Genomic DNA, 19,637 nt, shown 5'->3' on the forward strand with positions numbered 1-19,637 from the left:
GTATTGGATAACATGGTCAATAATGAACCAAAGGAGTCAGTTTATGCAGGATGAAGTCGTTAGTTGCCCACAGCTGAACAAGCAGCTGCTGGCACAGTTTTCCAGCGGGATATTACAATGTCAGGGGGCTGATGATGCCAGACCTTTGGTTATTTCACTGCTAAATTCACTTTGCCAACAGCTAAGCCTGGAGTTGCATCCTGATCAATATAAAGATGAAGACTTTACTCTTACTCCTTGCGGTAAAGCTGTATCGCCAACCACTGCAGCCCAATGCGCCGAAGACATTGAACGCAGCCGGGTCTTTATACAAGCTATTTATGCGGCGGTGCAGGAACGTCTGACATCAAAACGGCCCATACAGGTTTTGTATGCTGGCACAGGTCCGTTAGGTTGGCTGATATTACCTTTGCTTAGCGTATTCAATGCGCAGCAGCTTCAGGTAACAGCTTTGGATATTCACCCGTTCTCCCTCGACAGCTTTCGTAGTTTATGTAAAACACTTGACGTGGAAGACAGAATTACAGCCTGGGTATGTGCCGATGCAACCGTCTGGCAGCCTGACTCTGGCGTTAGCTATGACATCATCTTGTCTGAAACGATGAATCAGTTTTTAGAACAGGAACCTCAGGTACAAATTTTTGTTCATTTGCAGCGCTACCTGAAAGACGACGGCTGCCTTATCCCACAACAAGTATTGCTGTCGGCAGAACTGGAGTGGCAACACCAGCAACAACTGCGAAAGCATAAATTAGGACCCGTGTTTTGTTTGGATTTGCAAAGTGCTAAAGCGCTAGCTCAAGGTCAAAACGGTTTATTACAAAGCCAATTACCCTTACCTGAGTTTGAGCCTGGCCCTGTAGACATTAAATTGTGTACTGAAATTCAGGTGTATAAGCAGTTTTGCCTGGTAGAAAAACAAAGCCAGCTTACCTTAGCAAAATATCGTAAGCAATTGCTGATCAAACCAGGCTCTGCACTGGAGTTTAGTTATCAAACCGGGCAACTACCGGTATGGGAATTAAGTTATCAAACTCCGGAATTTGAGTTAGCAGGTAGCGATGATTTAAGCGTCGAAGGACTATTCCATTTCTACCGGTTGTGGCAAAAAATACAGATCAAAAAGTTGAAACGTCCCACTGCATTACCGGCGGACGAATGGTTAGTCGACAGAGCATTGTTAGATTTGGCAGGCTTAGGCCTGCATCCGGGTTTGCAGCTGCTGTATCGCTGCGACAGACTGTCTGAGTTACAACAGGAGATACGCAAGCTCTCACTTAGCGCGAAACAAAAGCAACACATCAACCAACACTTACTCGGCCTCAGTGCTGGTGAGCAACATAAAGAAATACCCTCGGTATTGTCAGAACAAAAACTGGCTTTTTGGCAGCAACAGGGGTATCTGGTGATTCCCGGCGTACTAACAGCTGAGCAATGCGCACAAAGCCAAGCCGCTATCTGGCACTATCTTAAAGCTACGCCTGAGCATCCTCACAGCTGGTACCAACATTTAGATTTGTGTGAAAAAATCATGTTGCCGCTGTTTCGTCATCCAGCGTTAGATGCCAACCGCAAAGTGCCCCTGATAAGGCAAGTCTTTGAACAACTTTGGCAAAGAACCGATTTAGTTATGAGCACTGACAGGGTAAGTTTTAACCCGCCACAAACCGCAGAATGGAGATTCCCGGGGCCAGATTTGCATTGGGATATGCCACTTCGTGTTCCTGTTGAGTTTGCAACTCAGGGCTTAATTTATTTAACAGATACCACTGAGCAACAAGGGGCTTTTTGTTGTGTGCCTGGTTTTCATTTACAGGCCGAAGACTGGATAAACAGCCAAAATAAAACGGAGTTTGAGTTACAGCAACAGCAATGGGCAGACTGGCCGGTGAAAGCTATTGCTGCCAAAGCAGGAGACTTGATTGTCTGGCATCACGCGTTGCCTCATGGGGCAAGCACAAATACCACAAACACACCGCGCATGGTGCATTACATCAATTGTTACCCGATAAAAAGTGAAGCCTGAATGCAAGACAAATCAACAATGTACTGGCAGTTGTTGCATAACGAAAGCAGTTAGAACAGCCGCTGCAGCACAGCAAACAACTACTTGCATATTGTTTGGCGCGCGAAATAACCTTAGCGGAACTACAACAAATCGAAGATGGGCTGAATTTGCAGTATCTGGCCATTGCGACACCAGATTTGAAATCCTGCGATTGAAAAGGTGCTTCGCAGCGCCTTTGCTTTATCTACTGCGACGAATGGTCAATACTGGCATAACCCCCCTACTATAACGTGTTACAGAGGCGTCAATGACATTACTTAGTAAGCTAACTCCACTGCAACGTACCGGCGGATTACTGTTGTTAGTCTTCGCGCTAGCCGTTGGAATTTACAGCGGCGTATTACAGCAACGCGTGGTAAACCCAGCACTGGCGCCGTTAGACCAAAAAGCGCAGGCCGCGTTACAGCACAGTTTAGTGCTCAGTAGCGCGTCTTTCGCTACTGCACGCTTAATTGACCGCGGCATTGCTTTTGTTTCTGAAGCTGAAGTGGGCGTAGGCGTTGCCAGTGTCAAACCCGGGCAGTTGTTAAAACCGCTACAAGATATGGCCGTGCGTTACTCTGATTTAATGGTTGTCGCGATGACATCCATTGGCCTGCAGTTGTTTTTATTAGAGTTTGGCAAACTCGCCGCACTGCCGCTGTTTGGTAGCGGTATTGCATTATGTCTGGCGGCAACTTTATTTGGCTCTGTCGGTTGGCGTAAAACAAGTACTTACTTACTGCGTATTTTTATCGCGTTGCTACTGCTAATCCGGATTGGTGTGCCGCTGGCAGCTTTTGGCGTTTCTGCATTGTCTGACTGGGTATTGATGCCGCAACGCATTGCTGCTGAGGCGGCACTCAGTGGTGAAACCCTTGCCTTGCAACGGTTAGACCAACCCTTGCAAAGCAACAAAGAAGGCTCACTTAGCTGGCTACGGCAAATGGCAACCCAAGCCAACGATATGTTTGCGGCTGTAAAAAGCTTTTTCGATGAAATGGTAGAAAAGCTGATTCAACTTATCGTGGTGTATAGCCTGCAAACCCTGGTATTTCCGTTATTGTCATTGTGGATTTTGTGGCATTTAGGCCGCTGGTTTGTGCAGCGACCGCTGCACGACATAACACCACCACCGGCATCAGCACCAATACGACGTTAACCCTTATGACTAAGTGCATACGTATGCAGCAGAAATCTGCCTGCAAGCTGTAATACACTCAGTGGTTAAGTATAAAAATAACACTATACAGGGTAGATTTATGCGTAAAACCGCCACCATATTGATGCTAAGTGTCGCCTCCAGCCTGCTGCTGTCGTGTGGCCAGGCACCACAGCAAAGCACACCAGCAGATGAGGAACGCACTGTGACGCCAACCACAACTGGCTCAAAGGTAGTGGTATATCAAGTGTTTACCCGTTTATTTGGCAACAAGAACACCACCAACGCCCCTTGGGGTACACTACAACAAAATGGCGTAGGTAAGTTTGCTGACTTCACGCCTGAAGCTTTAAATGCGATTAAAGCCATGGGTGTGAGCCATATTTGGTACACCGGCGTACCACACCACGTATTAGTGCAAGATTACACCGCCTTTGGCATTAGTAACGACGACCCGGATGTGATTAAAGGCCGTGCGGGTTCACCTTATGCGGTAAAAGACTATTACAACGTTAACCCGGATTTAGCCCTTGACCCGGCCAACAGGCTGGCCGAATTTGAACAGTTAATTGCCCGTACTCATCAGCACGATATGAAAGTGCTGATTGATATTGTGCCAAACCATGTTGCCCGTGCGTACCAATCAATGTCTACCCCTGATGGTGTAGCTGATTTTGGCGCCAACGATGACACCAGCGTTGCCTATGCCCGCGACAATAACTTTTACTATGTACCTGATCAGGCGTTTAGCGTGCCACAGTGGCCCGCAGACTATAAGGTACTGGGCGGTGAAGCGCATCCGGCTGTTGACGGCAAGTTTAACGAAGTGCCCGCAAAGTGGACAGGCAATGGCTCGCGCGCCGCACAGCCCGCGTTTGATGACTGGTACGAAACGGTAAAAATTAACTATGGCGTAAAACCAGACGGCAGCTTCGACTTCACGCAACTGCCCGCAGAATACGCAAGCAAAGACTGGCCAGCGCACTATGCGTTTTGGCAAGGCAAAACCGTGCCAGATTCCTGGCTTAAGTTTCGCGACATTACCCAATATTGGCTGGCTAAGGGCGTAGATGGCTTTCGCTACGACATGGCAGAAATGGTACCCGTTGAATTTTGGAGCTATTTAAACTCACATATTAAGCAAACCAACCCCGACGCCTTTCTGTTGGCTGAGGTGTATCAGCCCCATTTATACCGTGACTATATTCGCTTAGGCAAAATGGACTACCTGTACGACAAAGTGGAGTTTTACGATAGTTTAAAACGGGTGATGCAAGGTAAGGGCCCGACGTCGGCATTGGTTGAAACGCAACAGCGTATGGCCGACATTGAGCACCACATGTTGCACTTTTTAGAAAACCACGACGAGCAGCGTATTGCCAGCCCGGAATTTGCCGGGGATGCCCGCAAAGGCATGCCGGCGATGGTGGTGTCAGCAACCATTAGCACGTCGCCTACTATGCTGTATTTTGGCCAGCATGTCGGCGAGCCAGCGGCTACCGACGCTGGCTTTGGCAAGGCCAGCCGCACCACCATTTTTGATTACTGGGGTGAGCCACAACATCAAGCGTGGATGAACGACGGCAAATTTGATGGTGCTGCACTGTCTGCTGAAGCGCTGGCACTGCATAATTTTTATCAAACCTTGCTTAGCTTTACTGCCAGTGCACCGGCGTTAATGGGTGACTATGTAGAGCTACACAGCAGTAACCTTGCCAACAACACTGCCTATAGCGAACAGCAACTGGCATTTGCCCGTTACAACAACGAGCAACGCTTAGTTATCGTCAGTAACTTTAATGCGCAGCAATCCAGTCAGTTTGACTTACATATTCCCGCCACGCTTATGACAAACTGGCAGTTGGCCGATGGCCAACACCCATTACACGACAAGCTAAATGACGCAGCCTATACCTTGCAGGTAACAGACGGCGTAGGTAAGGTTGCGCTGCAACTGGCGCCATTAGCATCAGTAATTTTGGAGCTTTAACATGCGGTTACTTTTTGTTTTACTGGCACTGTGCTGCTCTGGTGCAACACTTGCGGCGCAATACCAACAGCATAGCCTGAACGGTAATCAGCTGAGTATTAATACCGATGAAGGTCAACTAAGCCTGACCTTCTTTCAAAGCGATGTGGTAGAAGCCTTTTATCAGCCCACCGGCGTAAAACAGTTACCGTCGTTTTCTATCAGTCAACAGCCTGAGCCTGTAACACTGAATATCAGTGAAACAGCCAGCCAGTTAACCCTGGCCAGCGACAGCTTAAAGGTAACAATAGATAAAGCGCCCATTAAGCTGAGCTATTATCGCGCCGGTAAGTTACTCCTCAGCGAAGAGCAAGGCTATGTACAGCAACCAGAGCAACAAAGCCATGGCTTTCGTTTTATGCTATCGCCGGACGAAAAACTGCTAGGTGGTGGCCAACGGGTATTAGGCATGAACCGGCGCGGCGAGAAGTTTCCGTTGTATAACAAAGCGCACTATGGTTACAGCACCCAGTCCAGCCAAATGTACTTTAGCCTGCCATTGTTAATATCTAGCAATAAGTACATGTTATTGTTTGATAATTCAGCTAAAGGCGAAGCGGATCTAGGCAACAGCCAAGCTGATATACTGCAGTTTAGCGCCGAAGGAGGCCGCAGTAGCTACGTTGTTGTCGCCGCAGACAGCTACTCCGAACTAGTAACCAACTACACCAGCTTAACCGGCCGCCAACCACTACCTGCACGTTGGACCTTAGGCAACTATGCCTCACGCTTTGGTTACCGCACGGAAACTGAAGCCCGCGACGTGGTAAAAAAATTCCGTGATCTAAGGCTGCCACTGGATGCCATTGTGCTGGACCTTTACTGGTTTGGCCCGGATATTAAAGGCCATATGGGTAATTTAGCCTGGGATCTCAATGCGTTTCCCAAGCCGGAGCAAATGCTGGCCGACTTTACCGCCGACGGCGTTAATACTATTTTGGTTACCGAGCCCTTTGTGCTCACCAGCTCAAAACGCTGGCAAGAAGCCGTAGCGGCAGGGGCTATTGCACCGGGCTTAGATGGCAAGCCTAAAACTTTTGATTTCTATTTTGGCAACACCGGCTTAATTGATGTGTTTAACCCTAAGGCCCGCGACTGGTTTTGGCCAATTTATCAGGGCTTAGCTGAGCAAGGTGTGGCAGGCGTTTGGGGCGACTTAGGTGAACCAGAAGTACACCCGGACGATACCGTGCACGCCATAGGCATGGCCAACGAGGTACACAACGCGTATGGCCATCAATGGGCTGACATGGTGTATAGCGGTATGCGACAGCATTTCCCCGCGCAACGGCCCTTTATTATGATGCGTGCAGGTAACGCCGGTAGCCAACGCTTTGGCATGGTGCCCTGGACTGGCGACGTTGAGCGCAGTTGGGGTGGCCTTAAACCTCAGGTTGAACTGGCGCTAACCATGGGGTTATCCGGCTTTGGCTATATTCATTCTGACTTAGGTGGCTTCGCCGGGGGCGAACAATTTGATGCTGAATTATATATCCGCTGGCTGCAGTATGGGGTATTTCAGCCGGTATTTCGCCCACATGCCCAGGAGCATATCGCGCCGGAAATGGTGTTTCACGATAAGCACACCATTGACACACTGCGGCCCTGGTTAAACCTGCGCTATCAGTTATTGCCCTACAACTATACCCTGGCGTACCAAAACAGTACCACTGGTATGCCGCTAATGCGCCCGCTGTTTTTTATGGCCGACGATTTAGCAAATATCACCGATTTAATGGAAGAAAAAAACAGCTACCTGTGGGGCGACGCCTTCTTAGTTGCACCGGTAACAGAACCCGGCGTAACAAGCTGGCCAGTGCAGTTACCCGGTGGTGTATGGTTTGACTATTTCTCTGGCCAGCGCTATGCCGGTGCTAACAAAGTGGAGCTGCCGGTAACACTGGATACGATACCCGTGCTGGTGAAAGCTGGTAGCTTTGTGCCGATGGCACCACTGGTACAAACAACGCGTGATTACTCCAGCAAAAAGCTGACGCTACATTACTACGCCGATGCCAGCGTAAACTGCGCCAAAGGCGAAATGTATGAAGACGATGGCAAAACACCAGACGCCGTAGCGAAAGGCCAGTTTGAGCTGCTGAATTTTTACTATCTGCAGCAAGATGAACAGCAAAAGTTTGAACTGCGCCGCAGTGGTGACTATGCCGGCAAACCTGAAAGCCGCGAACTCACACTGGTGGTACACAACCAAACCGCCACACCAGAGCATATCAGCGTTGATGGCCGTTATATTCAGTTGGTACCGCAGCAAGCGCGCTTTAACCGTATGCAAAATGTGGCTTGGTATGATAAGGCCAACCGTCAGCTTAAGGTAAAACTGGATTGGCAGGCAGACAAAGTGCAACTCCTTGTACAAAAGTAAAATACTACAACAGTGAGCTTGTCGTCTGGCGAACCAGGCTAATTTTTATTATGAGAGAGCCGGATTATTCCAAACCAACGTTAAAGCCCGGGATGGACTGCAACGAACCCATGGATGGGTTCACAGCGTGTTGGCACGAATAAACCGGTTTGTTTAGCCTAAAGCCAGTGTATAGGCTGATATCTGTGAATATTTCCATTACAATTAACTGCTTAAACAGCCATATGGATCCTTTACGTGTACAGCGCCGACTTCACGCAAAAACGCAAATTTATCGTTAAACTGGGCAAAATGCTGCATAAATACGGCACACCGGCTTATCGGCTTGAAGCTCACCTGCACGAGCTTGCGCTGCACCTTGATGTGAAGGCGTCCTATATTATTTCACCTACGGCCATGATCTTCGTTATTTGGACAGAAGGCCATGAGCAAGAATATACCCAAGCCGTGCGGGTTGAACCGGGCGGCATGGATTTAGGCGCACTATCGCGCACTGACGAGCTGGTTGACCAACTGTTGCAAGGCAAAGTAAGCGTAAATGAAGCTGATGCGCTGCTTGATGCCATAGATGCGCGCCCCAACCCCTATGGCAAATTACCCACGGCACTTGCCATGATGATGTCAGGCGGGGCTTTTGCCATGCTAATGGCCACCAGTTGGAATGACGTATTGTGGGCGTCTTTGCTGTCGCTTTTAGTCTATGGCTTTATGCTGTGGTCCGAACGCTCGCCCCGGTTAGCGCACATGTTAGAACCGCTGGTTGCCTTGTCAGCTGCACTTGCCGCCTGTGCCATTAGCCGTTATATCGACCCCGGTATTAATATTCGTTTAGTGGTGCTGTCCGCCATTATTGCGTTTATTCCCGGCTTGGCCCTAACGCTGGGCTTTGCCGAACTCGCCGCGCGCCATTTGGTGTCGGGCAATGCCCGTATTATGGACGCCATGATGCTGCTATTTAAGCTGTATTTTGGCGCCTTTGTCGGTATCGCTATTGGTTTTGCCCTATTTGGTCAGGTCGACTTTGTTAAACCAGAGCCAATATCACGTGACTTTGCCTGGCTAGCTATTGGCATTCTTGGCATCTCGCTAATGATTTTATTTAAAAGCCGTCCCAAGTACACCCTGTGGTCTTTGGCATCAGGCTTTATTGCCTATGCGGTAAGTGTGCAAGGCGCCGCATGGTTTGACTACACCATAGGCGCTTTTCTTGGGGCTTTCGCTGTAGGCATTTACAGTAACCTGTTTACCCGCTTAGCCAAAGCGCCAGCCGTTATTGTCGCTATGCATGGTCTTATTGTGTTGGTGCCGGGCAGTAAAACCTACATTGGCTTAAATTCGCTTATTTCAGGCCAGGATTTTGTAGTATCAACCGGGGTGGGCCAACAAACCTTCTTAATCTTTATGTCACTGGTCGCCGGGCTAATATTTGCCAACGTCGCCTTACCGCCATAGAAAAGCCTGTAATTAATCGAACTACCGCTAGCATATTGTGATGGCTTAATCGCTGCCGGCTAGCGGGTCAAACCCACACTGTTTGGCCAATACCTCGCCAATAAACACCCCACAAAAAACACAAATTGCATACCTAAAGTTAAAATATTTACTTTTTATCAACTTTTATCATTGCATTAACGCCCATCGGAACTTAACGTTTTACTCTTCCCTTTTGCAGGGTTTAGTAAAAACCACCTTTATATCAAGGAGAGCCAAGATGGTTAAAAGACGTCGTGAACTCACACCTAGCTGGTTGTATCGCAGAGTAGGCACCGATACCGTTTATGCACGCGACCGGGCGGGTCGCTATTTGTGTTACCGCGTAAACGGCCAGCAAGTACGACAAACCGGCACGGGCATTACCAGTCTGGGGCCTATTTATGGCCGGGTAGATTTTAGTAACAGTAGACGCTTTACCGGCCGCACCCGAAATCAGGGCGCACTGGCGGTGGCCTACAATACCAGTGTTCACAGAATAAGCAGCGGCTGGACGCCACTACCGCAAACCCGCCCTACCTCCCGCCGCCAAACAAATCAAGGAATGAGCCCCTGCATGCTGGCACTGACCGGAACGGCTCGCTCCGCCACGAGTTACGCCATTTGGTACGACGGCAATCATCCGCAACGGGGCATAAAAACCACATTGCAGTGGGAATGGTGTCATCTTCTGGCACATTCCATGGCAGGAGCCGACAACCAGACGAATATTGTCGCTGCGGTTAAAGGTAACAACTCTGAGCAATTGGCGATTGAAAGCGCACTGCAGATGTACCGCTGTGAAAATATGTTCGAAATGAATATTTCAGCGGCGTGTATCGATAACTTGCACGGTCGTCACTTGGGCAATGTGATTAAATATGAAATTCGCTGTCGCCATGGCGGCAACAATTATGTGCAATACCTAGACTGCCTGAATGCACCAAGGCCGTCAGCAATTCATTACTACAACATATTAGAAAGCGTGGCGTTATGGGCTAATCGCAAACTGGAAGCTGTGTCTAATCTCATGCACAATAATAGTGTTTCCGCTTCAGAACGCCGTTTAGTGTTAAATTACATCAATGATGATGTTTAAATCTGACACCGCTGTGCAATGAGCTAAAGTCAGCCATCACACTGCTGGCTGACTATGGCTCTACAACTGGTCAGGGCAGTTATTGAATACGTATGCAATACCATGGTTTGGCTTGCTACACACTGCTTCGATACTCTAGGGTTAAACCTTTGTTACTGTATCGGAAAAATTATGCGCCTGTTTTCTGCCCTGTGTCCGCTGTTTGCCGTTATAACCAGCTTATCTTTGTCCGCCGCCACCTTAAGTGTGACATCACCAGATGGCAATATCGAACTGATACTAGACGACACCCACCTTAGCTATAAGGTGCAGTTTCACGGCCAACAGGTCATAGCGCCTTCTGCACTGGGCTTTCGTTTTCTGCAGCTACCAGCGCTGGGGGAAGGCTATAAAATTACCGGCCATAGCCGCAATAGCGTGAACCAAAACTGGCAGCAGCCGTGGGGCGAACGTGCAACGGTACTAGACCAGCATAACGAATTAGCAGTAACGCTTAAGCACCCAGAGCGCAAAGCGCCTTTTACGCTGCGCGTTAAGCTGTTTAACGACGGCCTGGGCTTTCGCTACGAAGTACCGCAGCAAGGCGTGGCTAAGCTGGACATTATTGATGAGCTAACGGAATTTCGTATTAGCGACAGCAAACAAAGTACCGCCTGGTGGATACCTGGCCGCGGTTGGAACCGCTATGAAATGCTGTATCGCACTACAGCGCTAAACGAAGTCGACCGCGCCCATACGCCCTTTACCTTTAAACTGCCCAGCGGAGTGCATCTTAGTATTCATGAAGCAGCGTTGGTCGATTTTGCTGCCATGGTGTTGGATCAGCAACGCGACGGCGTACTTAAAAGCGATTTAACACCCTGGTCAGACGGTATCCGGGTAAAAACCAACGGCAGCTTTACCACGCCATGGCGCACTATCCAAATCGCCAATAATGCCGTTGGCCTGATAAATTCTGACCTTATATTAAATTTGAACGAGCCAAATAAACTTGGCGACGTTTCCTGGGTAAAACCGGGTAAATATGCTGGCATCTGGTGGGGTATGCACCTGGCGACCCAGACCTGGGGCAGCGGGCCTAAGCACGGCGCCACCACTGAGAATACTAAACAGTATATCGACTTTGCTGCCAAAAATGGTTTCGACGGCGTATTAGTAGAAGGCTGGAATATCGGTTGGGACGGCGAGTGGTTTTTAAACGGCGCGGTATTTAACTTTACTAAGCCCTACCCCGACTTTGATTTTGCTGCCATTAGCGCCTACGGCAAAGAAAAAGGCGTAAAACTGATTGGCCATCATGAAACCTCTGGCCATATCAGCAATTATGAAGCGCAAATAGCAGATGCCTACGACTTATATGCCAAACATGGCATTAGCCAAATAAAAACCGGCTATGTTGCCGACGGCGGCCAGGCGACACGAATAGATGAAAACGGTATAGAGCGCAAAGAGTGGCACGACGGCCAGTTGATGGTAAACCATTATCTGTATTCAGTGACTGAAGCAGCTAAACGCCAGCTTAGTATTAATACCCATGAACCCATCAAAGACACCGGCCTGCGCCGCACCTACCCGAACTGGCTTAGCCGCGAAGGCGCCCGTGGCCAGGAATATAACGCCTGGGGCTCACCACCGAACCCACCAGAGCATACGGCCATGCTACCGTTTACCCGGATGTTATCCGGCCCGATGGACTTCACGCCCGGCATTTTTAATTTGGCTTATAACGGGCTGGATGCAGAAAACCGCGTGCAAACCACACTAGCCAAACAGTTAGCATTATATGTGGTGCTGTACAGCCCCATTCAGATGGTGGCCGACTTACCCGAGCATTACGACGCCCACCCTGCTGCGTTTCAGTTTATTAAAGACGTACCCTCCGACTGGGCACAAAGCAAAGCACTGCAAGGCGAAGTCGGCGATTTTGTGGTATTCGCCCGCCAGGATAAACACAGCGATGACTGGTATGTTGGCGCGCTTACCGACGAAAAGCCCCGCACTGTTACGGTAAAACTGGACTTTTTACCGGCTGGTAAACGCTTTAGCGCGCAAATTTACCGCGATGGTAAAGACGCCGACTGGCGTACTAAACCGTACGAGATGATTATCGAGCAGCAAAGAGTAACCGACAACGACAGCTTAACTTTACCACTCGCCAGCAGCGGCGGCGCCGCCATCCGCTTTAAAGCAGAAAACTAAACCCACGCAAAACGTTCTACAAAGCGCTGAAAATCAGCGCTTTTTTCGTTAATCAACACACCGCAAGTTTGCCCCCACTTTCAACACCCATTTTATGCTTCGAGCAGGTAAGATGTAGTTGATTTAGTGAAAAATATTAGCTAGTTTAACAAAATGTAAATACTGGATATAAAGAAAATTTCCGTTTAAAAATAGGGACGCCTCATGACCAAGAATGAAGTTGAAGCTCATTTGCTTTTTAATAAAATGCAAAGAAAAGAAGCAATATTAGAGGAGTTTGAAAGGCTTCGTCCAAATTGGAAAGGCAGTGTAATCAGATTTGCTAGCATGGTTTTAGGTATAGCATTTTTAATCTTGATGTACCCAGAAATCATGCAGCAGCCTGTATTGTATGTTTTTTTAATACTTATTTTTGGTATGAGTGCCGAATTGCATGCAGAAAGCAAAAAAATCAATAAGCGTATAGATGCGTTGCACAGGTTGTTAAACGATGATGTATGACAAGGCGCTATTGTCGCCCCAAAGCTTTGCGTTAGCTGTGTTTCGGCCTCAAATCACATAAGGAAGATAAAATGAAAATTAAGGCAAGTTTACTGGTTACTACTTTACTGGCGTCGGTGTCATGCTTCGCGGCTGATACTTACCAAGTATCCACGTCTGTGTACTCTCAGGGCAAACTGGTTGCTTCTCCAACCATGGTAGTTGAGGCAGATAAAATGGCCTCAATCACTATGGATAATGGCTTCAGCTATAACCTTACAGTTAAACCAAACCAAGATGAAACCGCAGGTATTGTTGCTGCAGTTACCGTTGGTGATAGTACGATGAATCCTTCATTTACTGTTGCCTACGGTAAAGAGGCAACAATGGAAATTGGTGCTCAAAAACTGACGCTACTGGTAAATAAGGTTGGCAGCTAACAAGTTACTAAATTTCGTTCCGGCCACTAACATCGTGGCCTCCACGGGACTGGAATCGCGAGTTGCTCGCGTGAGTGGCGGGCGTTATAGCTAATTAAGATCTAGTCTTATAGACAACACTACAAGCCATCTTTCTAGCTTATAACCTTGCTGTTACGCAGGACAAGTATTCGATGATTACGTTATTCGCCCAGGCGATTGTTACTCTAACTGGGGTTTTTCTTCTTTGCCTGGCAGTGGCTTCGGTATTCAGGCCAAGACTAGCGGCGCATTTTCTGAATGGGTTTGCCAACTCTGCGCGGGCACATTACAGCGAAATCAGCCTAAGGCTGCTTGTTGGTGCGGCCCTTATACTGGCAGCCCCAAGCATGCATTTCTCCTACGTATTTAAGCTGTTTGGCTGGTTGATTGTTGTTACTAGTATGGTATTACTGCTATTGCCATGGCGTTGGCACCAGCGCTTTGCCCAAACTGTACTGCCACCACTCACCAAGCAGGTGTGGCTGTTTGCTCTGCTTTCACTACCCCTTAGTGTTGCACTTCTTTACGCTGTTCTATTTTAAATACTGGTGATTGCTACTCAATTCCTTACGCTAGACGCGATGATGTTTGTTACCTACGAGGAAAACTAGTTGCCCGGCTGAGTTTAAGCAAATTGAACTGCTGATTGAAAAAGCTTATTAGCTTCCACTACCGCCACACAAACTGCCATTTCCCTGCGTTACCGCCACTAAACGTTATCTGCTATAACCACTCACGTTTGGTGTTATAGTTTTGCCAGACTGATCCGGCATAAGGCCCTAACATGCACGTAGATAAAGCGAAAAAACGTATCGCCAAACTTATCAACAAAGGCTTTGGCGGTTACCCACAAATTGAATTGGCCTACTTTGGTGCTACTGAAGATTGTGCTACTGAAGTGGTAGTTAGTTTTGTCTTAACTGAAGGCGACGCACCGCAGCAACAGCGCTTTACCAGCACGCAAGATGTGCGCAACGATGAAACCATTCAATCAGTACTAATTAAAATTATCGACCGCGCTAACGCTGGCACAGTAACAGAAGTAGCTGGCGTTTCTTTACCACAAAAAAACATTCTATAGTGTATTTGGCAGTAAAACATTGGAGCATTAGCGAGATGAAGCCTGCGTTAAAAGCCCTGTCTGAACTCATCGCTAAAGCGAACGATAGGTTTTATGCAAAACACCCAAAAGTACATACAGTAATGGGTATTATGGATAAAGCCTTGCGTAATCAAGGTGTGGCTGCCGATGCTATAACACTTGATTGTTCAGCACTTGACCGGAAAATTGTATTCTTATTGCCTGACAGCAGCCCTGACAGGTTTACAGTAGCCATTGGTAATAAAGCTGGTGACATTCACAGTAGCTCTGACCATGACAGGCCAGAACTCACGGTAAGCCAGATTGTCAGTCTATTAGAAACGCACCTACTAAGCGATAATGCTTAAGTTTGAGTGACTTAAACTAACACAACTATAGAGTTAACATGATCGACTTTAACAATAAAACAGTGTTTAAGCTAAAACAAAACCCCGAGTATGCCGAAAAAGTTAGCAGCTTGCTGCTTGGTGATGAAAGCATTGTCGACAGCTACAGTTCAATGCGTGACGGCGTGGTGTTTACCACTAAACGCATCATAGCCGTAAACGTGCAAGGCCTTACTGGCAGTAAAAAAGACTTCACTTCAATGCCTTACAAAAATATTGTCGCTTATTCAGTAGAAACCTCTGGTACCTTTGATCTGGATTCAGAACTGGAGCTGTATTTCTCTGCCATTGGCAAGGTGCGGTTTGAATTCAGTGGCAAAACAGCGATTATCGAAATATCAAAGCATATTTCACAGCATGCTTTGTATTAATAGATTTGTTTTGCGTCAGAGACTAACAAGGTAAACCATGCCTTTATTATTTTCCTACGGCACATTGCAACAACGTGAAGTGCAACTGGCTAATTTTGGCCGCGAGTTAAACGGCAGCAAAGACTTACTGCAAGGCTATATCGTAGCTGAAATAGAAATTACCGACGCGCGTGTGTTGCGTGAGAGTGGTAAAGCTATGCATCCTATTTTGCGTTACAGCGGTAATATTGCCAATGAGGTGAGCGGTACTGTATTCAATTTAACTGATGCGGAATTGGCGCAAGCAGATGACTACGAAGTTGAAGCGTATGTACGTATTCAAGTCACATTACAATCTGGCACCCAGTGCTGGATTTATGCTGCAGCTATATAAGCCTTAATTTCCCCCTCAACTGCAACCCGGCTAGACTTAGAACTTAATTTAAAAGGAGTTGAACCGGCAGGAAAACTTGAAGCGTCTGGCAGCTTTAATGCCATGTGCAGCCACCGCATACGCTTAACCTGTGCAACGGATATTGATGATCACGTTAAGCATTGGCTGGCAGAGGCTTATAAACGCAGCTAAGCTGGCTAAACAATTCCAGTAAGGAGAGATAAAAATGGATCTGGGTGCATTTTCTGTCAGCTTAACGGTTAAAGATATTGCCGCTTCCAAAGCCTTTTACGAAAAGCTCGGATTTACTTACAAAGGTGGCGACCAAAGCCAGGGCTGGCTAGTGCTGAAAAATGGCACTACGGTTATCGGTTTATTTCAAGGCATGTTCGATAAGAATATTCTTACCTTTAATCCGGGCTGGGACAGCAACGCGCAACACTTGGCTGAATTTACCGATGTACGCGATATTCAAAAACAGCTACAAGAGCAAGGTATTACGCTGGCAGTAGCCGCAGATGCCAACAGCAGCGGCCCTGCGCATATTGTGCTGGAAGACCCGGACGGCAACCAGATTATGCTGGATCAGCATCGCTAAAAAACAACAAAGGCGCCCAAGGGCGCCTTTGTTAATATAGCGGGATGTTATTTCGCTGTGACAGTGTCTGGTTCTTTCACCAACCACACCGACAGTGCGCCCAGCACCATGGCAGCACCGGCCAGCATCACAATATAGACGGCATGGTTTTCAAACACGGAGCCTAAAATCCAGCCAGCAATTAAACCTGAGATAATCTGTGGCGCAGCAATGGTAAAGTTAAATATGCCCATGTACACACCGGTTTTCTCTGGCGGTAACGCGCCAGCGAGTATGGCATAAGGCATCGCCAAAATTGCCGCCCAGGCGATACCTACACCTATCATAGGTAGCATAAGGCCTAACGCGCCTTTGGGGATTTCTACCTGGGTGATAAGCAAGTTAACGTGCGTCATGCTGGGATCGGTAAACAGCACAAAGCTTAAGTAGCCTAAACCGCCGGCTAACAACGACATGGAGTAGACAAACTTACGGCCAAACAGGTTAGCCAGTTTAGCCATGACCAAGGAGAACAGCACAGCAAACAGCGAGTAACCAGCGTATAAAATACCTACCCAGTCCCCTGCTGCGCCTTTAGCTGCAGCAATATGCGCCGGTACACCGCCCATTTGCGCAATGTAGCTGCCATCGTACCATTCTACGCCCACACCCCAGGTGTTTTGCGCAATAGCGGCGGGAAAGTAAGTCCACATAATAAACAGCGCAAACCAGGAGAAAAACTGCACCAATGCCAACTGTTTCATTATGCGCGGCATGCTTTTCATTGTTTGCCAGAAATCACTGAGTTTTTCAGTTAACGAACGTGATTGGCGTACCTGCTCTGCTAGCGCTTGTGCCTCTGAATCCAGGCCTTTATAAGCATAATATTGTTCTGGCGCGTATTCTTTGGTGCGAAACACTGTCCATAACACACTGCCTAACAGCACTGTTGCGCCGATGTAAAACGCCCACACTACCGAGGGCGCCACCTCACCGGCTTTAGAGGCGTTCTCCAGCCCGACGACGTTAGTCAGTACAAACGGCAAAATAGAGCCAAACACCGCACCGATATTGATCAGCAACGTTTGTACCGAGTAACCCAGGTTGCGCTGCTCCGCCGGCACCATGTCAGATACCAAGGATCGAAACGGTTGAAAGGTAACGTTAAACGCCGCGTCTTTAATGGCAAAGATCACCAGACCAAATAACATTGGCGGAATAAACGCCACCATCATTGACGCGTTAGGTAACAACACCATCGCTGCAGCCGCCACAATGGCACCACCAAGCATAAAGGGTAAGCGTCTGCCCAGTTTGTTCCAGGTTCGATCTGAGGCAGCGCCCACAATAGGTTGAACCAGCAGCCCCATGATAGGTGCAGCCAACCAGAATAACGACAGGGACGACAAGTCAGCACCTAAGTCTGACAAGATGCGGCTAACGTTACCATTTTGCAGTGCAAAGCCTATTTGAACCCCTAAAAAGCCGAAACTGAGGTTCCAGATCTGCCAGAAGGATAACTTAGGTTGTTTCATTACTCGTCCCCGGATATTTTTATTATGATATGAAACCGTATTTGTTTGCCTAAGCTACACGATAGCAGCCATTTTGCGCAAAACTGTGCATACGTATTCATCTTGTTGTTGCACTGTTTTGGCGTTATTACGAACCATAAGCAAGCATAGCAGCACGGCGTTGCAGCGCTATGGTGCAACATAGAAAATACAAACGGGGATGCAATGAAAGCCTTTACTTTAAGCGCACTGGCATTGTCTTTATTGTTGGCGGGTTGTAAACCAGCGCCACAAAATGATGGTAACCAAGCAAACACCATAACACCTTCGACAGCGGCACAGCATAGCCATTCCAGCACATTACAAAGTGAAGCCTGGTGGGAAAACGCCGTGTTTTATCAAATTTGGCCGCGCAGCTTTTATGATACCAACGGCGACGGCCATGGTGATTTTAACGGCATGACCGCTAAGCTGCCCTATTTACAGGAGTTGGGGGTAAATGCACTGTGGCTAACGCCAATGTTTGAAGCGCCGTCCTACCATGGTTATGACTTTACCGAGTTTTATCAGGTAGAAAGTGACTATGGCAGCATGGCCGAATTTGAAGCCTTTATTCAGGCAGCGGATGCCAAAGGCATGAAAGTGATTCTGGATTTAGTGATTAACCATATCTCTAGTGAACATGACTGGTTTAAGCGCTCAGCAGCCGGAGAAGCACCGTATAAAGATTACTTTATTTGGCGCGACGATATGCCAGCAGCCGGCAGCGGCTGGGGCCACGCCTGGAGCAATAACGACAACCCTGAAGCTGTATGGCACTACAACGACACGCGTAAAGCTTATTATTATGCTGCCTTTGGCGCCAGCCAGCCCGATGTTAACCTGCGCCACCCCGATGTAATAGCTGAAATGAAAAAAATGGCCAAATTCTGGCTGGATAAAGGCGTTGCCGGTTTTCGCCTAGACGCAGTGCGCTTTGCCATGGAAGGTGGCCCGGATGCTCAAGCCGACACAGCCGAAACCATTGCCTATTGGCAGGATTTTAACCAGTTTGTCAAAAGCGTAAACCCACAAGCCTATTTAGTTGGCGAAGCCTGGGTAGATATTCCTGTTGCAGCGCGTTACTTCGGCGACGGCACCGGTTTAGACCAGGGTTTTGATTTTGAAGTGGGCTACAAAATTTTGGGATTATTAAAACCCGATGCCAGCGGCGAAGCACAGTTTGGTACTATGCAGTCTAATGCACAAAAAACTGCTGATGCCTCGGTACTACAGCAGAATGTGCAGCAACGTGCTGATTCTGTCGCACCGCTTAGCTTTTTTGCGCCGTTTTTAACCAACCACGATCAAGAGCGTATTGCCTACCAGCTTAAGCAAGATGACGCCAAAGCCAAGTTAGCCGCAGCCATGCTGTTCAGCTCACCCGGCACGCCGTACATTTATTACGGTGAAGAAATTGGCTTAACCCAGGACCGTAGCGGCCACGACGTGTTTAAACGTGCGCCCATGCTGTGGGATAACACCCAGCAAGCCGGCTTTACCCAAAGCGCGAATAGCTGGGTTGAGCAATTAGCATTGTTTGGCGACGGCTTCCCAAATTGGTATCCGGATTTTCTGGCGAAGCAACTTAGTGCAGCCAACCGCAGTGTCTCAGCACAACAAGCGCAACCCAATTCAGTCTGGCAACTTTATAAACAGTTAATTGCACTGAAAAAGCATCGACCAGAGCTGGGAACTGATGGCAGCTATCAGGTAAACCAGTTAGCCAATGGCATAGTGCAAATAACACGAGAGTTAAACGGCAGTAAAAGCGTTTTTGTACTGAATTTTGCCGACAGTGCGCAGGATATTAGCACCATTAACCACGACGGCTTAAGCGCTAACTGGGCGTTTGATGTTAATGGTCAGCAGCTTGCAGCCCATGGTTTGCTGATTTTAAGCAGCCAGCACTAAGTAGATATCGCTCTCCCTGAAACCGCCGGCT

The 19,637-nt window shown here is 48.0% G+C and carries 18 protein-coding genes; 17 read left to right on the top strand and 1 reads right to left on the bottom strand.

Features of this window, described 5'->3' with window-relative positions; translation table 11 throughout:
- Positions 1 to 43 precede the first annotated feature (43 nt).
- The 16 genes from H595_RS0103675 to H595_RS0103755 all read left to right on the top strand — a co-directional run bounded on the left by H595_RS0103675 (position 44) and on the right by H595_RS0103755 (position 16,160).
- Positions 44 to 2,026 (top strand): phytanoyl-CoA dioxygenase family protein, encoded by a 1,983-nt coding sequence (locus tag H595_RS0103675; RefSeq protein ID WP_156885914.1) that lies wholly within the window; start codon positions 44 to 46, stop codon positions 2,024 to 2,026.
- A gap of 289 nt (positions 2,027 to 2,315) precedes the next feature.
- Complete coding sequence (locus tag H595_RS0103680) at positions 2,316 to 3,209, top strand: hypothetical protein (RefSeq protein ID WP_027669979.1); 894 nt, start codon at positions 2,316 to 2,318, stop codon at positions 3,207 to 3,209.
- Between the two features lie 100 nt (positions 3,210 to 3,309).
- Positions 3,310 to 5,199: an alpha-amylase family glycosyl hydrolase gene (locus H595_RS0103685; RefSeq protein WP_027669980.1), complete on the top strand. Its 1,890-nt coding sequence runs from the start codon at positions 3,310 to 3,312 to the stop codon at positions 5,197 to 5,199.
- Position 5,200: 1 nt separating this feature from the next.
- Entirely contained in the window at positions 5,201 to 7,621 is a 2,421-nt protein-coding gene (locus H595_RS0103690) for a glycoside hydrolase family 31 protein (protein WP_027669981.1), read from the top strand.
- A gap of 237 nt (positions 7,622 to 7,858) precedes the next feature.
- Positions 7,859 to 9,073 carry a threonine/serine exporter family protein gene (locus H595_RS0103695; protein WP_027669982.1) on the top strand — a complete coding sequence of 405 codons (1,215 nt, stop codon included), beginning with the start codon at positions 7,859 to 7,861 and terminating at the stop codon, positions 9,071 to 9,073.
- 259 nt (positions 9,074 to 9,332) lie between these two features.
- A complete protein-coding gene (locus H595_RS0103700) occupies positions 9,333 to 10,190 on the top strand; it encodes a hypothetical protein (protein ID WP_027669983.1) in 858 nt (285 codons plus the stop codon).
- Positions 10,191 to 10,361: 171 nt separating this feature from the next.
- The gene (locus tag H595_RS0103705) at positions 10,362 to 12,389 is read left to right on the top strand and encodes a glycoside hydrolase family 97 protein (RefSeq protein WP_027669984.1); all 2,028 of its coding nucleotides are present in this window, start codon (positions 10,362 to 10,364) and stop codon (positions 12,387 to 12,389) included.
- Between the two features lie 204 nt (positions 12,390 to 12,593).
- Positions 12,594 to 12,890 (top strand): hypothetical protein, encoded by a 297-nt coding sequence (locus tag H595_RS0103710; protein ID WP_027669985.1) that lies wholly within the window; start codon positions 12,594 to 12,596, stop codon positions 12,888 to 12,890.
- A 71-nt stretch (positions 12,891 to 12,961) separates the two neighbouring features.
- Positions 12,962 to 13,309 carry a hypothetical protein gene (locus H595_RS0103715; protein ID WP_027669986.1) on the top strand — a complete coding sequence of 116 codons (348 nt, stop codon included), beginning with the start codon at positions 12,962 to 12,964 and terminating at the stop codon, positions 13,307 to 13,309.
- Positions 13,310 to 13,482: 173 nt separating this feature from the next.
- Positions 13,483 to 13,872 (top strand): hypothetical protein, encoded by a 390-nt coding sequence (locus tag H595_RS0103720; protein WP_027669987.1) that lies wholly within the window; start codon positions 13,483 to 13,485, stop codon positions 13,870 to 13,872.
- Positions 13,873 to 14,114: 242 nt separating this feature from the next.
- The gene (locus H595_RS0103725) at positions 14,115 to 14,411 is read left to right on the top strand and encodes a hypothetical protein (protein WP_027669988.1); all 297 of its coding nucleotides are present in this window, start codon (positions 14,115 to 14,117) and stop codon (positions 14,409 to 14,411) included.
- Positions 14,412 to 14,446: 35 nt separating this feature from the next.
- Complete coding sequence (locus H595_RS0103730) at positions 14,447 to 14,779, top strand: hypothetical protein (RefSeq protein ID WP_027669989.1); 333 nt, start codon at positions 14,447 to 14,449, stop codon at positions 14,777 to 14,779.
- A gap of 38 nt (positions 14,780 to 14,817) precedes the next feature.
- The gene (locus tag H595_RS0103735) at positions 14,818 to 15,189 is read left to right on the top strand and encodes a PH domain-containing protein (RefSeq protein ID WP_027669990.1); all 372 of its coding nucleotides are present in this window, start codon (positions 14,818 to 14,820) and stop codon (positions 15,187 to 15,189) included.
- A 37-nt stretch (positions 15,190 to 15,226) separates the two neighbouring features.
- Positions 15,227 to 15,562, top strand: a complete 336-nt coding sequence (locus H595_RS0103740; RefSeq protein WP_027669991.1) for a gamma-glutamylcyclotransferase family protein — start codon at positions 15,227 to 15,229, stop codon at positions 15,560 to 15,562.
- 6 nt (positions 15,563 to 15,568) lie between these two features.
- A complete protein-coding gene (locus H595_RS24540; protein WP_240474822.1) occupies positions 15,569 to 15,754 on the top strand; it encodes a DUF5655 domain-containing protein in 186 nt (61 codons plus the stop codon).
- Positions 15,755 to 15,788: 34 nt separating this feature from the next.
- A complete protein-coding gene (locus tag H595_RS0103755) occupies positions 15,789 to 16,160 on the top strand; it encodes a VOC family protein (RefSeq protein ID WP_027669992.1) in 372 nt (123 codons plus the stop codon).
- Positions 16,161 to 16,207: 47 nt separating this feature from the next.
- On the opposite strand, the gene H595_RS0103760 is transcribed toward H595_RS0103755, so the two are convergent.
- Positions 16,208 to 17,674 (bottom strand): MFS transporter, encoded by a 1,467-nt coding sequence (locus H595_RS0103760; RefSeq protein WP_027669993.1) that lies wholly within the window; start codon positions 17,672 to 17,674, stop codon positions 16,208 to 16,210.
- 204 nt (positions 17,675 to 17,878) lie between these two features.
- Between H595_RS0103760 and H595_RS0103765 the strand changes: the two genes are divergently transcribed.
- Positions 17,879 to 19,606 (top strand): alpha-amylase family glycosyl hydrolase, encoded by a 1,728-nt coding sequence (locus H595_RS0103765; protein WP_027669994.1) that lies wholly within the window; start codon positions 17,879 to 17,881, stop codon positions 19,604 to 19,606.
- The last annotated feature ends 31 nt before the right edge of the window (positions 19,607 to 19,637 follow it).

Origin of the sequence: Rheinheimera baltica DSM 14885, assembly GCF_000425345.1 — a bacterium.
Lineage (GTDB): Bacteria > Pseudomonadota > Gammaproteobacteria > Enterobacterales > Alteromonadaceae > Alishewanella > Alishewanella baltica.

What these genes read in the sequence shown, in the direction of transcription:
- H595_RS0103675 (WP_156885914.1), top strand. Translation starts at nt 44, where the DNA reads ATGCAGGATGAAGTCGTTAGTTGCCCACAGCTGAACAAGCAGCTGCTG.
- H595_RS0103680 (WP_027669979.1), top strand. Translation starts at nt 2,316, where the DNA reads ATGACATTACTTAGTAAGCTAACTCCACTGCAACGTACCGGCGGATTA.
- H595_RS0103685 (WP_027669980.1), top strand. Translation starts at nt 3,310, where the DNA reads ATGCGTAAAACCGCCACCATATTGATGCTAAGTGTCGCCTCCAGCCTG.
- H595_RS0103690 (WP_027669981.1), top strand. Translation starts at nt 5,201, where the DNA reads ATGCGGTTACTTTTTGTTTTACTGGCACTGTGCTGCTCTGGTGCAACA.
- H595_RS0103700 (WP_027669983.1), top strand. Translation starts at nt 9,333, where the DNA reads ATGGTTAAAAGACGTCGTGAACTCACACCTAGCTGGTTGTATCGCAGA.
- H595_RS0103705 (WP_027669984.1), top strand. Translation starts at nt 10,362, where the DNA reads ATGCGCCTGTTTTCTGCCCTGTGTCCGCTGTTTGCCGTTATAACCAGC.
- H595_RS0103710 (WP_027669985.1), top strand. Translation starts at nt 12,594, where the DNA reads ATGACCAAGAATGAAGTTGAAGCTCATTTGCTTTTTAATAAAATGCAA.
- H595_RS0103715 (WP_027669986.1), top strand. Translation starts at nt 12,962, where the DNA reads ATGAAAATTAAGGCAAGTTTACTGGTTACTACTTTACTGGCGTCGGTG.
- H595_RS0103720 (WP_027669987.1), top strand. Translation starts at nt 13,483, where the DNA reads ATGATTACGTTATTCGCCCAGGCGATTGTTACTCTAACTGGGGTTTTT.
- H595_RS0103725 (WP_027669988.1), top strand. Translation starts at nt 14,115, where the DNA reads ATGCACGTAGATAAAGCGAAAAAACGTATCGCCAAACTTATCAACAAA.
- H595_RS0103730 (WP_027669989.1), top strand. Translation starts at nt 14,447, where the DNA reads ATGAAGCCTGCGTTAAAAGCCCTGTCTGAACTCATCGCTAAAGCGAAC.
- H595_RS0103735 (WP_027669990.1), top strand. Translation starts at nt 14,818, where the DNA reads ATGATCGACTTTAACAATAAAACAGTGTTTAAGCTAAAACAAAACCCC.
- H595_RS0103740 (WP_027669991.1), top strand. Translation starts at nt 15,227, where the DNA reads ATGCCTTTATTATTTTCCTACGGCACATTGCAACAACGTGAAGTGCAA.
- H595_RS0103755 (WP_027669992.1), top strand. Translation starts at nt 15,789, where the DNA reads ATGGATCTGGGTGCATTTTCTGTCAGCTTAACGGTTAAAGATATTGCC.
- H595_RS0103760 (WP_027669993.1), bottom strand. Translation starts at nt 17,674, where the DNA reads ATGAAACAACCTAAGTTATCCTTCTGGCAGATCTGGAACCTCAGTTTC.
- H595_RS0103765 (WP_027669994.1), top strand. Translation starts at nt 17,879, where the DNA reads ATGAAAGCCTTTACTTTAAGCGCACTGGCATTGTCTTTATTGTTGGCG.